At 63.8% G+C, this 16,080-nt stretch carries 10 protein-coding genes and 1 riboswitch; of the genes, 1 reads left to right on the forward strand and 9 read right to left on the reverse strand.

Annotated elements, in window-relative coordinates; genetic code table 11:
- Positions 1–33: 33 nt before the first annotated feature.
- The 7 genes from SS2_RS08255 to SS2_RS17375 form a co-directional block, all read right to left on the reverse strand.
- Positions 34–1,896 carry a pectate lyase-like domain-containing protein gene (locus tag SS2_RS08255; RefSeq protein ID WP_066463255.1) on the reverse strand — a complete coding sequence of 621 codons (1,863 nt, stop codon included), beginning with the start codon at positions 1,894–1,896 and terminating at the stop codon, positions 34–36.
- A 387-nt stretch (positions 1,897–2,283) separates the two neighbouring features.
- On the reverse strand, positions 2,284–5,316 hold the full coding sequence (locus SS2_RS08260) for a DEAD/DEAH box helicase (RefSeq protein WP_066462956.1): 3,033 nt from the start codon (positions 5,314–5,316) through the stop codon (positions 2,284–2,286).
- Positions 5,307–6,722 carry an EH signature domain-containing protein gene (locus SS2_RS08265; RefSeq protein ID WP_066462957.1) on the reverse strand — a complete coding sequence of 472 codons (1,416 nt, stop codon included), beginning with the start codon at positions 6,720–6,722 and terminating at the stop codon, positions 5,307–5,309. The genes SS2_RS08260 and SS2_RS08265 overlap by 10 nt, the downstream gene beginning before the upstream one ends.
- A gap of 98 nt (positions 6,723–6,820) precedes the next feature.
- On the reverse strand, positions 6,821–7,537 hold the full coding sequence (locus tag SS2_RS08270; RefSeq protein ID WP_245643458.1) for an OmpA/MotB family protein: 717 nt from the start codon (positions 7,535–7,537) through the stop codon (positions 6,821–6,823).
- A 74-nt stretch (positions 7,538–7,611) separates the two neighbouring features.
- A complete protein-coding gene (gene zorA, locus SS2_RS08275) occupies positions 7,612–9,369 on the reverse strand; it encodes an anti-phage ZorAB system protein ZorA (protein ID WP_066462959.1) in 1,758 nt (585 codons plus the stop codon).
- 377 nt (positions 9,370–9,746) lie between these two features.
- Positions 9,747–10,274 (reverse strand): hypothetical protein, encoded by a 528-nt coding sequence (locus SS2_RS08280; protein ID WP_157607256.1) that lies wholly within the window; start codon positions 10,272–10,274, stop codon positions 9,747–9,749.
- 23 nt (positions 10,275–10,297) lie between these two features.
- A riboswitch (SAM riboswitch) is annotated at positions 10,298–10,414 on the reverse strand.
- A 628-nt stretch (positions 10,415–11,042) separates the two neighbouring features.
- Positions 11,043–11,345, reverse strand: a complete 303-nt coding sequence (locus SS2_RS17375) for a hypothetical protein (RefSeq protein ID WP_157607257.1) — start codon at positions 11,343–11,345, stop codon at positions 11,043–11,045.
- A gap of 322 nt (positions 11,346–11,667) precedes the next feature.
- On the opposite strand from SS2_RS17375, the gene SS2_RS08295 reads away from it, so the two are divergent.
- A complete protein-coding gene (locus SS2_RS08295; RefSeq protein ID WP_066462966.1) occupies positions 11,668–14,190 on the forward strand; it encodes a DUF4268 domain-containing protein in 2,523 nt (840 codons plus the stop codon).
- 125 nt (positions 14,191–14,315) lie between these two features.
- Here the strand turns inward: SS2_RS08295 and SS2_RS08300 are convergent, their stop codons facing one another.
- Together SS2_RS08300 and SS2_RS17380 are read right to left on the reverse strand one after the other, a co-directional pair.
- Positions 14,316–14,636, reverse strand: a complete 321-nt coding sequence (locus SS2_RS08300) for a hypothetical protein (protein ID WP_157607258.1) — start codon at positions 14,634–14,636, stop codon at positions 14,316–14,318.
- Between the two features lie 122 nt (positions 14,637–14,758).
- Positions 14,759–15,823, reverse strand: coding sequence for a TY-Chap2 family putative peptide chaperone (locus SS2_RS17380; protein WP_157607259.1), 1,065 nt, complete (start codon positions 15,821–15,823; stop codon positions 14,759–14,761).
- Positions 15,824–16,080 lie beyond the last annotated feature (257 nt).

Below are 16,080 nucleotides of genomic sequence, written 5' to 3' on the forward strand. Positions count from 1 at the left end.
CACACTGGTCCGGGGCGCCTGCCGTTCGCGCCCCTACGGCGTCGGGTACTCCACGACGTACGAGGGCGTCCCGGTGGTGGAGTTGTCGACCTGAGCTCCGACGCCGTTCACCACATGCTGGATGGTGCCGGCCGCAAGATTCACGGTCATGATGTGGCGCAGTCGCACGCCCGGCGTCTGGGGCGCCGAGAATCCGTTGGCGGTGACGATCTGCGGGTTGTTCTGGTTGAACACATACACGCCAGCGCCTTCGAGCAGATGGTTCTTGACGGTGCTGGCCACCGTGTACCCGGGATAACCGAGCGTGCCGTCGCGCTGGGTCCAGTCCGCCTGGGTCGGCGGGTCGTAGGGCAGCTCGTTCTGGTACAGGATGACGCGGCCGTTCTCGCCATTCCACACGGCGTTGTACGTCTGGAAGTGCTCGACGAACAGCCCGGTCGCTGTCACGTTGGCGCCGTTGACGATGACGCCGTTCGTCCCGATGTTGGTCCGCCACCGGTCGGTGTCGCCGTTCACGCCGTTCGTGAATCCCTCGATGCCGTGGTCGGCGCGCCACACCCACGTGTGGTCGATGAGGACGTTGTCAGAGTTGACCTCGAGCGCGGTGGTCGTCTTTCCGATGTGCGGCCCGCCGACACGGAAGTACACGTCGCTCAGCGTGATCGGGTTGGCCGGGTCGAGCTTCTTTCCGCCGTTCCTGTTGCCGATCTTCAGCAGCACCGGTGAGAGAACGGGTCCGGCGTCGATCGTGATCCCGGCGATGACGACGCCCGCAGCGTCTTTCACCTCCATGGGTATAACCCCACCGGACGACGTGAGCGTCGCCTGGCCCATGCCGAGCACCACGGTGTTGGCCCGCTTGACGTCGATGGTGCGGTCGATGGTGTAGACGCCGGGCGTGAAGATGAGGTTCTGGCCGCGTGCGAGCGCGTTGTTGATGTCCTTGGCCGAGTCGCTCGGCTTCGCGATGAAGAAGTCGGTGATCGGGATGCTGCGCCCGGCCGCCACGTCCTCGCCCCATGACGTTCCGCTGGTGTTCGTGTGCGCTGCGGGGACCTGGACGGCGAAGCGGCCGCCGTCGTCGACGAAGAGGTACGGCTTCTCACGGCTGACGGGCGTCTGCGCCACCGTCGTATACGGCGGGGTGGGGAAGCCCGTCTCAGCAGGTGCGCCGACGACGCCGGAGAACACCTGGTTCCACACGCCGTTGGACCATTCGGTGACCTGACTGTTGCGGATGAGCCACTGCTGCTGCGAACCGTTGGTCGTGGCTGGCAGGTCGGAGTTGGCGATGAATCCCCCGCTCGCATACTGCGGGCCCGCGGTGCAGTAATCCATGAGGGACAGGTTCCCGCCCGTGACGTGGACACGGCGCATCGAGACCGCCTGCGACACGGCCCAGAAGTTCGCGGTCTGCCGGCACCCGTCCTGGCCGGCCTTGTTGACCTGGAGCGACAGGTTCGACAGGGTGCGCCAGAAGTTGTTGAGCGCGATGCAGTTGCTCGTGCCGTTGTCCCCCAGGCAGCGGTTGTAGACCTCGATGGCGCCGTTGACCGCGACGTCGTCGGGCGATGCTCCGAGCCCGGCCACCTCCGTGTAGTAGCCGACCTCGAACTGCAGCGGCGTCTCAGCCGTGCCGTAGCTGCCGGGAAGGAAATAGACGGCGTGACGTTCGGAGCTCATCTCGGCGTCGCGCTGCTGGTCGGCGAGCGAGTCGAGAGCGCTCTGGATGTCAGCCAGCGGCATGTCCGGGCTGAAGATCTGGACTTTGGGACCGAAGTCAGGATGCAGCGGGTCGACCGTCGGCTTGGGAGCGGCCTGGGCGGGAGCAGCCAGCAGGCTTCCCGCGACGAGGGCACAGCCTGCCCCGGCTGCCGCCCACCGCAGGATCCTCATGCGGTGGTGTGTGGACGCGTGCGAGATCATTCGACGTTCCTCTCCATTGAGGGTCGCCCGCAGCGAAGGCTGCGAGCTGTCTGCATGCAATCGCGGTGATACGTACAGGAACGTAGCCAATGCCGGGACGGGGCACAACACGACGCCGGCGGACCCTTCGGTGACGCGCCGAGGCTCTCGAGCGGCAGGAGGCGACAGTCATGGTCCACGACACCGGTGACAGGCGCTGGCAAGATGCGACTGGGGGCGGTCACCGTCCGTGGTTGCACTTCTTCGATGCCCGACGTCGAGCGCTGGGTGCTGTGACTTCGAGGGGGCTCTTTGTGCAAGGCCGAGCGGTCCGCCGCCGAATCGACACCTTGCCTCGCTCACCTGACGCACATGTGTCTACACCAGCCCAAGGGCACGCTCGAGCTCGTCTCTCTTCACCTCCTGCGGTACGACCACTGCGTCCTTCAGAGCCACTTTCGTGCGCAAGAGCTTGTCAAGCTTGACATCGAAAGACTCGATGTCGGGATGGATCGCCATGGGGTAGTGCACGTGCACCTCGCGCTTCTGCCCGATTCGATGGATGCGATCGGTTGCTTGTGCCTCTTTGGCTGGGTTCCAATGCCGTTCGAGGTGTATTGCATGGTTGGCCCCGACCACCGTGAGACCGACCCCAGCAGCGAGGGGAGACATGATGATGACGTTGAAGCCCTCTCGAGCTTCGAAGGTTCGAATCTTCCCCATGCGTGTATCACAACTGCCGCCAGTGGCCGCGGTATCACCGTTGACCACATCGACCCGAAGGTCGTAGCGGTCCAGGAGCCATAGTGCGAGCGCACGCTGGATCTCCTTGGACTTAGCGAAGACGATCGCCTTCTCGTTCTCGGCACGCACTGCATCCAGAATGATCCGGACGGTCACGAGCGTTCGGGCCGATTCGTCGAGGCAATCCGCAGTTCTTGGGAGCTGGCCCGCGAGCAACCCAGGGTGCAGCGACACAGCGCCGAGCTCGTGGAGCGTCTTGAGCGCGCTCCCCTTCACCGCCACTCGACCCCGATGCGCAGCTAGCACGTCGTCGTATGCCTGAGACTGGATCATCGGCATGACCTGAGGGTATTCGTGAATGCGCTTCGCTGGCAGATCCATGAGGTGGTCCTCCTTCACCCGCCGGAGCATGAAGTCGCCGACCGCCGCGCGCAATTCTCGACCAAGGCGTTGGTGCTCCTCGGGCGTTGCTTCGGCCATCGGCACAACCCACGTCTGGTGGAAACTTGCCCATGAGCCAAGAAGACCCGGCTGTGCTGTATCGATCAGCGACCAGAAGTCTCGCAGCGAGTTTTCCACCGGTGTGCCAGTTACGAGAAGCTTGAAACGCGCCTTGAGGCCCTTCGCCGCACGCGTGGCGAGGATCTCCGGGTTCTTGGTCGCCTGCGCCTCGTCGAACACGACCACGCCCCAGTCCACCAGACCGAGTGACACCTGGTAACGCCGCAGGGTGTCGTAGGTGGTGAGGACCAGAATTCCCGGGCGGTCCAGGCGCGCCTCCCCCCAACTCTCTCCGATGCGCAGGGTCGCGTGGATCCTGTCCGCACGCACCATCCCAGCGGCGTCGAGGTCATCCTCACTCGCCGCAGTCTCGCGGGCGGCGCCCCGAAGACGATAGTCGGCGAGCCCTCGTCCCTGAAGGACGACAATGTCGTCGAAGGGACCGTGCGCAGTCCCGAACGTCGCGGTCACTTCTTGGAGCCAGTTCTCTAGCAGTGCTACGGGCATCACGGCCAGCATGGGGCGCGGCGTACGCTCGTGGGCAAGCTGAGCCCGGTGGACCTCTGCCAACGCGACGAGGGTCATGTAGGTCTTTCCAAGCCCCATGTCGTCAGCAAGTAGCGCCCCTTGGATCCGCGAGGGGTCCCCTGCCGCGCTCGAGAGTGCCGACTGCATCATCCCCGTCATCCAGTCCGCGCCAGCAACTTGGTGCGGAAGTGGTGTGCGAGTGAGACGCCCATAGTCGACTGCGCGCTCTGGCGCCGCGGATGCCGCGCTGGCGCGGAGCGCGTCGGTGGCATCACCTGACTCGAGGATGTGCATGCCGACTGTCACGTGTCGGCCCGATCCTCCGGTGTCCACTGCTGCCATCACGTCCTCGACGGGCAACTCTGCAAGTCGTGCACGAGATGCCCGGAATGCCTCTGCGACACTACTGCGATCGGCGATGTTCACGATCTGTTCGCGCACAGTGACGACAGCGTCCCCATTGACCCATGCCTGGGCAACGTCGCTCTCGATGGTCTCTTGCTCGCTCAGGCTCCGAGCAGCCACGGCCAATGCCTCTGGCTCTGAGACGTGCCCCACTGTGGCGAACCAGTCGAGCCCGCTCGCTGCGGCTTCGGTGAAGGTCAGTGGTGCGATGACACCGAGCCCAGCGACGCGGACACTGAAGCGGACGTCGACATCGACGATGGCAGGGTCGTAGTACGCACCGGGGGCGCGGAGGAACTGCGCCACGTCGCCGACGGGGATGTGAGGACGGTCACGCACTTCCTGGACGCCAGCCAGTTGGTCAGGTTCGAGCAGGACGAGCGTGGAGCCCGCACGGAGCACGGCTCCCACTGCTGGCTCGGTCGCGCCCCCCGCGACGCCGGGAAGCGGTGACGCGGACTGTGATCGGTCGAGCTGCTGCCATCGCTTGCTGAGCATCGTCGCATCGACACCAAGGCCGATCTCAGGCTCGACCGCGAGGGACCCATCACCCTGCAGCTCGACCGCCAGACCCACGCGCGTCGGGACGACAGTGGAGAACTTGTCCAGGGCGCCAAGCGACAGCTGAAAGCGTGCATCTCGCTCTGAGACGTCGTCGGAGCCTGCCGCCATCTGCCGCGCGGCCTGTAGGCGAGCAACGAGGCGGACATTCTCAGCTTCTGTTCGTGCCTCTTTGGTGAGCGCCCCATGGTCATCGAGCGCCCTCAATGCTCGGAGCGCCGGCAGGCTGAGCCTCTGCAACGCGCCGTCGACGAGGACGACGGGACCGCGCCGGTCGGGAGCGACCGGGTGTGCGCCCGACCGCAGATCGACGTCGATGCGAAAGTCGCGAGACTCGGTCCACTTGTGCACCGTGGCGGCGAACTTTCCCGTGAAGCGCGGAGGAAGGCCAAGAAATATCGCGTCTGCATCGTCAAGGCGAGCAATCTCCTCAGCCGGGACTGAGAACCCGTCCTCACGGGAGCTGGCGCGGCCATCTTCAGCGAGCATATCGAGGACGAAGAACTGCTCTTGAGCGCTCCGCCCAGCATGGCCGTCTCGCATGAGTCCGACCGTCTCCGCATCCACGACAAAGCGGGTTGCCTCGCCGTAGATGATCCGGAATCCTGGCGTCGGAGAGAACGGGTCGTCCGGCACGGTGGCCCGCCGCCGCAGTCGGTCGATCAGCCCCATGTCCAGCGTCCCTCGTTCGCCCGTCTCCGCTGCAGCTCCGCATAGTCGTTTGCCGTCATAAGCCCCCGTTCATCCACGGTGATCCCGTGATACACAAGGAAGTCCAGGAACTTGAACAGCCATTCCAGACCCCGATGGGCGACGATCAGTAGGCTTCTGCCTCCGTAGATCTCCGCGTTTCGCGAGGGGATCGTGGTTCGGAGATCGGCGCCGCTGAAGCGGGTGACACCGCGGTCCGTGAGCCCTTCGACGGCGCCACCCGTATAGACCTGCAACTTGAAGCTGTGCGAGCCCTCGACCAGCCAAAAGTCGCCGCAATCAACGTAGACGACTGCAGTGTCCGCCATGCTGGCGTCACGAAGGCGTGCCGCGTCATGGAGGGGGGAACTCGTGCGGTGCCGGATGTCCGTCCGAATGTGATCACCGAGGATCAATCGGACATCATTGACGCGGTCCTGCTCGTACAGCCCCAGCAGGAGTCGCTTCCTGCGCTCAAGCATCCTCAGCATCGCATCGTCGTCTTTGCCCAACGCATACGACTCCACACCCTCAAGGAACCTCCGGAGATCTAGTCCACGCATCCATCTCACTGTGCGCTCGAGGTTCTCCGCAGGCACCTGTGACCACCAGGTCTTCCACCTCTGCGCCTGTCGTGCCCGCGGGTCGCCTCCAATCTCGAGAACAGCCGTCAGCCAATCTGAGCTCGGGTTCCTTGTCGTCTTCGCGGTCAGCGCCCTGAGCACCTGATGTCCAAAGTAGAGGCGATCTTCTTCGGTCGACTCCGTGCGCTGTCGAGATAGAACGTCCGACGTCACCGCTCGCAGGAAGTCGTGGTTGCCGTTCTCGGCATTCGCACGCTCGATCAGCGTCAGGTAATAGGCGTCGCGGGCTGTGCGTCCAAACCGTGAGTCCGCGTGGGCGGTCAGGTGGTTCGCCCGAAACCACGAGCTGATGTCCTCCCCCGTGGTCAAGAGGTGCTGTGCGAGCTGAAGCGGACCGGTCTGCTCCAGCAGGAATGAGTCGTGGCGATGGATCGTCTCGATGATGGTGCTGACGTGTCCAGCGCGCTGGGCCCCTACCGCGCCGCGGACGAGATCCCGTACGGCGCCGAAGAGCCCGTCGTGCCACGTATCGAGTTGATCGAAATGGGTGAAGAACAGCGTCGCGGCCTGGACCGTCGCCAGGCGAGACGTGGCCCCGCCAGCCGTCAGGAGTCGAACGGTTTCAGGTGACAAGGTTGACCGCGCGAGCGACACGTCGTTGATCCAGGCTGTGAGGACGGCACGCACAAAGCGCCGCTCGTTCAGCCTGCGGCGGAGCGTCACCCCGTCCCCAGCCAGGAGGGCGGCACGAGCTTCCGCCACCAGCTGAGCGAAGTTCCGGCCGACGCCCGCGTTGGCGCTCACCTGAGAGGCTCGGTCGGCTCGCGCGCCCCAGGCCTGCAGAACTTCATCCGGCCAAGGCGGGAGTCGAAGAGGAGGAACGGGGACCATCTGGAGTGGCTTCATTGGGACTCACTGGTCTCCGGGGCGTCACGGACCTGACTGATCTCGTCCTCAGAGAGTCGATGCTCGGTGAAGCGAATGTCGATGCGGCGGTTGGGAGCACGGTCACTGTCGCTGTTCTGGACGGTCACGACCGGTCGGGTGTCCGCGTATCCAGAGACCGAGAAGAGCCGTTCGCCGGAGTGACCGACGAGGACGCCCAGATCGGTCGGCAGGCCATCTTGCCACAGTCGCCACAGCGCGATGGCTCTATTGGTGGAGAGGCCCCAGTTCCCCCCGAAGAGCCCATCCATCGGGACGTCATCGGTGTGCCCCTCGACGAACACCGTGTCGAGCAGCATGTACCGATCGTCCTTGAGCAGCGCGTCCGAGATCACTTGGCCGATGATCAAGGCATTTGCCTCATGCTGCGGGAGGATGTCGGAAGACCCGCTGTCGAACCCCAAGAGGTCCACCGGAACACGCAGGACGGAGGACGACGGGTCGACCTCGACGTCGATCCCCTGCCCCGCGAGGGTGTCGCGGATCTCCGCCACCATCTCGGCGCGGGCGTTCTCGCCCGTCCCCAGGCTGCTCAGCATCGCGTCAAACCTATCGCCACGCGCCTGAGCTTGTTCGGCTTCAGACCGTGCTTGAGCGAGAGCGTCCTGCTCCTGCGACAACGAGAAGACAAGGGCGACAGCCGCCAGCATGAAGACGGTGAGGAGCGCGGTCATGAGGTCCGAGAAGGAGATCCAGACTGTCTCCTCGTTGCTTTCCTCTGGCCGCCTGCGGGCCAGGAGGCGTCTGCTCATGCGACAGCGCCGGACACTTCGGATGTGCCGTGGTCACTCAGCTCGTCGACAGCGTCGGACAGCGCTAGCGCTGCACTGACCATGGTTGAGGTGAACCGTTCTGTCTGCTCGTTCCATTCACCCATCCGGTTCGACGTCTGCTTGCTGACCTCGTCGGCGTACGTAGCAAGCCAACCCGCCATTGCTTCGGAGTGCTTACCGAGTCTGTGCTCAAGATCGGTGAGGAACTGCTCCTGCGCGTGACGCATGCCGTCGAAACCGCCGCTGAACACGCCGGACGCAAGTCGCAGTTGCTCCGCAGCCGCGACGGTCTCGCCGGTCAGGTCGCTCACTGACGCTTGCTGCGCGGCAAGGGCTCCTGCCGCCGTGCCAGTTTTCGTCGCAAGGCCATCCATCGTGCCGATCGCCTGAGCCAGCATGTCGCCAAGGCCAGTGCTCGTCGTTGCGAGGTCCGATGTCACGCCTGTGAGCGCTGCGACGACGTCGTCCATTCCGTCAACAGACGCCCCAACGAGGGACGCTGCGCGCTCAAGACCCGTGACAACCCTTGGAAGTGACCCATCGAGAAGAGCGAGTTGTCGTTCAGTTGCCTCTGTCACCGATCGCAGCTGTGCAGTCGTGGCCTCGCTGATCGTGCTCAACTGCTCGGCAGTCGCCATCCGGAGTCCATCAAGGTGCCGCGCGGCAGTCAGTTCCATCACATCCATCTGCGCGAGGTGCTGGTCCGCCTGACGCGAGAGTGTTTCGGTCATGTAGTCGAGAGTGTTTCGCATAGCATCCGACGATGACTTCAATTGCTCGGCAAGCGAGACCCCGATCTCGCTGAACGACGCGGTCAGCTCGCCGGAAATCTCCTTGAAAACATCGGCCGACTGCTCCGCGGCCTTGCTAGCAAGTTCCGACATGATCGGTGCGAGCGACATCTGGATGGCATCGCTGACCGCACGGCTCGTGTTCTCACCGACCTGCGCCACCGACTCCTGCAACACACTGCCGATCTTCTCGTGCAGGATCTGGAGCGCCTCGCGCGATTCGCTCGCATGGAAAGCGATCTCCGAGAGCGACTGCTCGGGAGAGCGCATCGAGAACAAGCCGTCGATCCTGCTCTGAAGTCGACGCACGGAGGTGGCGACACGCCCCTCCTGCATGCGCTCGAGGACGTTCGTCACGAGGCTCATCGCCACGCCCCACAATGACGCAGTAAATCCAAGGGCGGCGCCATCAACGAGCGTCTGAATGCCCGTCCGGAGTTCATCCGTGGTTGACCCGAGGTCGAGACTCCGAAGACCGACGGTCAGACCGAAGAATGTACCGAGGAGCCCGATCGTGGTGAGGGCGGTAGGCGCGGCGTGGAGAAATCTATTGCCAAATAGGCGAGGCGCGAAGTGGTACTCATTGAAGAATTCTTCGGCGCTGACAGTATTGAAGAGCCGCCTGTCCTCGGTGACCAGCGTCTCGTCAAATTCCCTCCAAGCGTCTTTCACCGGCTCAGAACATGTCAACGATCTCGCATTCACCTCACTCCGGCGTTCCCACAGGTTGCTCGGCTCGAGTCCGTCGAGAAGGTGGTTCGTCTCCGCAACGAGACGCTGTGCGGCTCTTGCGTGCCACCACGCGAAGCCGCTGGCATAGAGCGCGACAGCCCAGATGATCAGTACGAGAAGCGGCGTCACCGCCTCGACATCCCCACTCAGAAGCCTGTCGAAGCGGGGGATGATCAGCGTCCACAGGTCACCAAGTCCATGCTCGTCCATCGTGTCTCTTTCTGATCGGGTCCGCATTCACGTGGTGACCGTAGCCGCGGCAGCTACGTGCGTCTCCCCACTGGCCCTAGTGGGATCACCCCAGGCCAGCCGTTCGGCCGGGGGCGCCCCAGTTTACAACGACCACAGCGGGGAAACTGGGCCGCTCGCACTTCCCCGTCCATCAGTGAACCGCAGCGGGGCCTTGAGATCACGCAGCGATCGCCACGCCACATGGGCCGCCACCCTCTGCAGGCACTTCAGGGGGCCAAATACCGATCGACTTGTTGGTGTGCAACTGGGTCACCCCTTTGCCGGCGGGCCGAGAACGGCGTCCCCGTGCTCACCACCGACACCGACGTCGAACTGCGACTCGGTGTCGGTGACGATCACCACACGATGGTCGTCGCCTCGCCGTCCTTCGTGTACATACCGCCCATCGGGCTCAGGTTCCCGTCGCTGAGGACCCACTCCAACGCGCGACGAGGTGACCCACCCGCGCGCACCTGGTCCAGCCACGGCACCCACCGCTCCGGATTCAAGCGGAAGCTTCGCGGGCCGCGCTCACCATCGGTCGGCCACACCTCGAACAACGGAGCATGACGGTTCACGTCCAGCGTCTCGATACGGCTCTTGATGAGCTCGGCGAGCAGGTAGTAGTCAGCAGGGGTGAACCCTGCTGCGTGAAGAGCGCGAGCGGCGTCCTTCCAGATCTGCGGAGCACGTGTGTTGCCCCCCATCACGCCCGGCGCGATGTGGACCATGATGGTCACGCCGGGGAACCATGGCAGGTGGTCGACCATGTATCGCGACCACACCGTGCGATCCGCCTCGGGAACCTCGCCCCACCCATCAACAGGGTGCAGATTGTCGGCACCTCGGGACCCAGAAAAGATCAAGGACATGGGAATCTCCATCCCGGAACCCGCCGCGGCGGGTTCCCATCGACTTGCCCGTCACGCGAATGCGTCGAGCCAGTTCTTCCCCTGGGGCACCCCGCTCGATGGAGGGGGTTGCCGTGCAGCCAGCCAGGTACCGACAGCTGCAACTCTTGAACCTGAGGTTGACCCTAGCCCACACCGATGAGCTCTCGCGAATCAACGGACAGTGCACAGGGCTATCGATGCGTGTCTTATTCGGTTGACCACTGGCCCCGCGGAGCGGCCTCGGCGAGTGTCCCACAGCCTCATAGAGTGGTGAGAAGGCGCCGATTGTCGCTAAGCTGCAACGGTCGCCGCAATGTCGAGTCTCGGAGTGCGTCGCTGTTCGCCGGTGGTCGAGCTTCTGCGTTTCCGGGCAGGGCCCCGAGCGCTGGTCCGTCCGTGACGGCAAAGCGATCGCGGCACCCAGCGACGCCCGAGCAACTCGATACCCCTCGGGGCCTCACCAGTGAGGTTCGACACATCTCCGAGTTCAATCAATCAAGCCCACCTGCGGCGAGCGCTTCATCGAGATCGACACCCGCGCGCTGTTCCGTGAGTGCACGCCATTCGTCGAGAGTCGCAACTCACGGCCCTTCGGCCCGAGCGCCTCGGAGATATGTCCCCTCCGCATCGCATGGAATGCGAATACGGACAGAATCAGCGGGCCAAGAAGCGCCCTTGGCGACGCGGAAGTGGAGTTCCGCGGTCGACGACGAGCGGACGTGGGCAGATCACCAAAACGGACTCAGCTTTCTTGCGCACCTACAACTCTTTCAAGATCAGGCACGCCTCGATCGTCTTGCCGACACCGACGTCGTCAGCCACAAGAATCCGCGGACGGTCAGATTGCACCAGCTTGAGGATCAGTCGGTACTGGTAGTGCTCAAAGTCGACGCGACCGGAGTTGCGAGAGTGGAGGTAGTCACTGTTCTCATCGAGCAGCAACGTTGCCGTCAGTCCCGCGTGCAGCTCCGCCGCGGAGACGATGACCCGGCCGGCCTCGTGAATTCCTCGACCTGCTCCGCGAAATACCGGTGGACTGCGCCATCGCGGAAGACCGAGCACCGGGTTCTCGCTCCGACCGTGTCGACGGCGACCACTGCCCCCGTGATCTCCGAGCGCGCGACGAGACGCACCATAGCGCCGAGACCGAGCTCAGGAGATTCTCTTGTCGTCATCGTTGATCGATCCACCTCAGAGATTCAAGCCCAGAGCGACCAACTACATCGGGTCCATTGGGCGCCGTAGTGAGCACAAGTTGTGAGTCGGGGTCATCCCGCGTTATTTCCAGCGCTATCCTAGCGGCGGCGGCGATACGCCAACGGACGCGCCGCTCGGAACGACATGGTGACGCGAGTAGTTCACAGATGAAAACCTGGAGGCGCGCGTGGTCAAGGCGATGGAGACGAGCTTCGCGGGGGTGCTGGAAGGCAAGAAGCAGTACCAGGTGCCGTTGTACCAGCGGACATACGCCTGGGGCAAAAAGCAGCTCGACCAGCTCTGGGACGACGTCGTCGAGGTGGCCGCGGCCCGCCGCGAGGAGCCGGGGACGAGTCACTTCATCGGCTCCCTCGTGCTCGCCACTAGCCCGGATTTCAACATCGTCGGAGTCGCGAAGCTGCTCGTCGTCGACGGCCAGCAACGATTGACCACGCTCACACTCTTGCTCGCAGCTCTTCGAGACCACCTCTCCAAGACGGGCGACGCTGCGGGAGCGGAGGGCATCCACGCCCAGTACCTCGTGAACGTCTACGACAGGGGCCAGCCTGCCAAGTTATTGCCCACCCAAGCCGACCGCGAGGCGTACAAGGCGGTGCTGACGTCGTCCCCGGACGCCGGTGGGTCCGATGCCATCGGCATCGCTTACAACCACTTCCGGTCCAAGATCGCAGCGGTCGACGACCCCGACGACCCGCGCGACCTGGAGGAGATCGAGAATGCGGTCGTCCACGGGCTCGCCCTCGTCGTGGTGACCGCGGAGCAAGGCGACAACGCGCACCGCATCTTCGAGTCGCTCAACAACACGGGCTTGCAGCTCAGCCAGTCAGACCTGCTCAAGAACTACCTGTTCATGCGGCTGGGTGAGCGCGCCGAGGACGTCTATGACAACGTCTGGCTGCCGCTGGAGAAGAAGCTGACCTCCGAGGCACTCGAGCTGCTGTTCTGGCTGGACCTCGCCCAGCGCGACGAGCGTGCCAAACAGTCGGACACCTACGCCGGCCAGCAGAAGCGGCTGGAGAAACTCACCACGCCCGACCAGATTGAGTCCGAGGTACGCCGCATCGCCGCTCTCGGCGACGTCCTGGCTACGATCCTCGATCCGTCACGGGAGAGTGACCTGTCGATCCGGCACCGGCTCGAGCGCATCAGGGCGTGGGGATCGACCACTGCCTACCCGGTCGTCATGACGATCCTCGCTCGTCGAGCGGCCGGCACTGCGACGCCCACGCAGGCCGCCAGCGCCTTGCACGTCCTCGAGTCGTACTTCGTGCGCCGCATTGTCGTCGGTCGCGCTACCGCTGGCCTCAACCGCAGTCTGCTCCAGGCGGTGAGCACGGTCGCCGACGCGGACGCCGTCGATGTCGCGCTGTGCGACTACCTTTCTCGCGGGCGTAAGCACTTCGCCACCGACAAGCAGATCCGCCAGGCCGTCACAGTGGTGCCCTTCTACTGGCAGGGGCGTGCCGCGCAGAAGAAGTTGATCCTGCAGTGGCTCGAGGAATCCTACGGTTCCAAGGAGGTTGTCGTCTCCAAGAACCTCACGATCGAGCACGTACTGCCCCAGACTCTGTCAGACGCGGTCCGGCAGGACTTGGCGGCCGCGCTTCCCGAGGATGTCGATGTCACCGCTGAGCACGAACGTCTCGTGCACACCCTCGGAAACCTCACTCTGACTGGGTACAACAGCGAGCTAAGCAACCGCCCGTTCGCGGCCAAGCGGACCATGCTTGCCGAGTCCGGGCTCCACATGAACCATGAGATCGCAGCGCACGAGGCGTGGACCGTGGACGAGATCAACGCACGTGGGGTGGCTCTGGCCGAGAAGATCATCGCTCTGTGGTCCGGGCCGAACGAGGCCCTCGCCGGGGCGAGCGACGAGCAGCCCTCAGAGACCCGCCGGCTGGTCGCGGCGATCATCGCTGAGATCCCCGCCGGACGTTGGACCTCCTATGGCGAGGTCGCACTCGTCGCGGGTACCTACCCTCAGCCCATCGCGGCGATTCTCTCCACCCATCTCATGCAGGGTGTCTGGCGGGTACTGCAATCGGGCGGAACGATCTCGCCCGGTTTCCGCTGGCTCGATGCCGAGCGCACCGATGATCCCCGCGCCTATCTCGAGTCCGAAGGGCTGACGTTCGATAGCGACGGGCGCGCCACCCCGGGCCAGTTCGTCGACGCTCGAGAGCTCGCAGAGCTCGCCGGGCTCGAGGTCGACGACGGGACACCTAACTGGCGAGCTGCCAGCGGACGCCCGCTTCTCGCACAACGGCAGGGGTTCTTCCAGCAGGTCCGTGACCTCGGCGAGTCCACGGGCACCCTGATCACGTCCTGGCCCAAGGCCACGACGCAGGAAGCCGTCGACGTCAGCATCGGTGTGCCGGGCTGCGCCGTCGTGCTGGCGTTGGCCAGTCGCGAGCCGAACGTCACCTGCTCGTTCTACATCCGCCACGACAAAGCTCTCTTCACTCACCTCATTGCGCACCGTGAAGAAATCGAGAGCGATCTGGGATCCACCCTAGAGTGGCGAGACAACCCGGAGTACAAGTCCAGCCAAGTTGTCCTCCGGCGTGACGGGGACTGGCGCGATGAGGCCCTCGCTCCCGACCTCGCACAGTGGCTCGTCAGCACTGCCGAGACCTTCGCCTCGGTCTTTCCGAAGCGTGCACAGGAAGTCAGACCGCTCCTCTGAACGAGATCACGACCTACAACAAGCATCCGGATCGAGGACATTGCTGACACTCTTCGGCGCCGGTCGATCATCGTCCCGACTGAAATCTGCCGGCTCCCGGTGGCCATCATGCGTGGGCATCACCTTCAGTAGCTATGGAACGAGAACAGGACGCCGTGTGACATGAGCCACTCGCGCTCGCCCCGGCTAGCGATCTGTTGCACTTGCGCGGCCCAGGCAGCAGGGATGCCCTCGGCGTCGGTGCCGAGGCTGGTCGCGAACTGACTGGTTGCGCTTGCGGGGATTGCGAACTTGTACGAATACTCGTTGCCGAACGGACTGCCGGAAAGGTGCTGGCCAGCGATCGTGTACGCGCCATCTCGGAAGGTCAAATCGACAAACAGTTGGCCGTTAGTCACGTCGTTGATTTGCGTCACATGCTCCTCCTTATTGGTCTCATCATTCACCACGCCACCGACATAACGACAACACAAGCTGGCCAGGGGCGCGGCAGGTACCATTTGTCTGGCTTGCGCGCCCCCTCGACCCAATTGACCAGTCGCGAGCAAGCGTGCGGCAGCGCGCAGCGTCAGTTCAACCAGTCACCGACACACTTGGCGATGACGCGCGCAACACTTCGTCCGGCTCCTCGATATTCGGCCATCAAGTCGAAGGTCCCATCTTCCCGGTAGAGGACACCTTCGACGGAGACCACGGCGATCGGCACTTCATCGCGGAGTATGGCCCAAAAATGGGATGACGGCTCACCATACACGCCTAGCTTTGTCGTGATTTTTGCAGCAGCGGCAGCCGTGGGGAACCGCTCCACATACCCTCGGGATTCCTCTTCCTCCCAATCCGAGGAGTCGAGGAACTCGTTTCGGACATCCCAGCTGTGGCGATCGTGGATCTGCATTCGGAGCAGAGCGGCAATGAATCGATAGGTGAGGGTGCGCCGAGTCGATCGCGGACGAGGCCCAGGGAGGGCTAGCCTGGCAGCCTCCTCAATAGCCTTAACAGAGCCATGTGGAGATGGGTCGCCTAGCACCTCTCTCCAACTCAGGTGAAAATCAGCGTTCGAGATTACATGAAGCGAGCCAGCGCGGTTCATTTGAACGTCCGGGATCGTTCCGCCCGGCAACAAAAGAGCAAGACAGTCATACAGGCCACCACCTACATGCATCTCCCACACCACGTACTCAGGATGTCGAGCGGCAAGTTCACTGGCGATCCACCAGGATTCGGCGATGATCCGGCGCAACGAAGGTTCGTCTGGCACGATCGAACTGTCGGGCTCGATCTCATTCGCGTCCAAAGAGTCCCCCGTATCTGAAACGAGGGCCGCCTCCGGATGGCTCACGGCGAGAAACTGGGCGACCATCGCCTCGATCGCAGTCTCCATCGGCTCGTCAGTGTCTATCGAGGACCAGTTGGCGCCATAGGCCGAAGTGGTTTCCTCACGCATTTCAAGCCATGACTCGAACGTATGGGAGGCGCCTCTGTCCGAGAACGCCTGAGCACCTTCAGCCTGCAACGCTGCCGTCGCCTGCGGGTAGTGACACTCACCGCGCTCATTCCAAATCCCGACAGGCCCATTCTGGCCATGTCCCGGTATCCAGTCGAGATGGACTGCATACCGGTGCACCTCGCTCACGCAAACACCTCTGCGCCACTGGCCGTCAAGGTGAGAAGTCCGCCATGAGCGTCAACCTCTCCCGCGCCAGCTGCTTGCGTGAGGGCGGACGACCACTCGTCGTCGCGATCGGCAAGCCATGCATTGTTCACGGTTGGTTGGGTGCGCATTGTCTACCTTCAGTATCGGTGACCACTATGAGATGAACTAGTACTGCCGAACTGCTCTGACGTTCGGCTCCCTCCACCTCGTCCTGGATGTCGCGTTGTCGCCCCACC

This window comes from Sanguibacter suarezii NBRC 16159, from assembly GCF_001552735.1.
In the GTDB taxonomy this organism is placed as follows: Bacteria; Actinomycetota; Actinomycetes; order Actinomycetales; family Cellulomonadaceae; genus Sanguibacter; species Sanguibacter suarezii.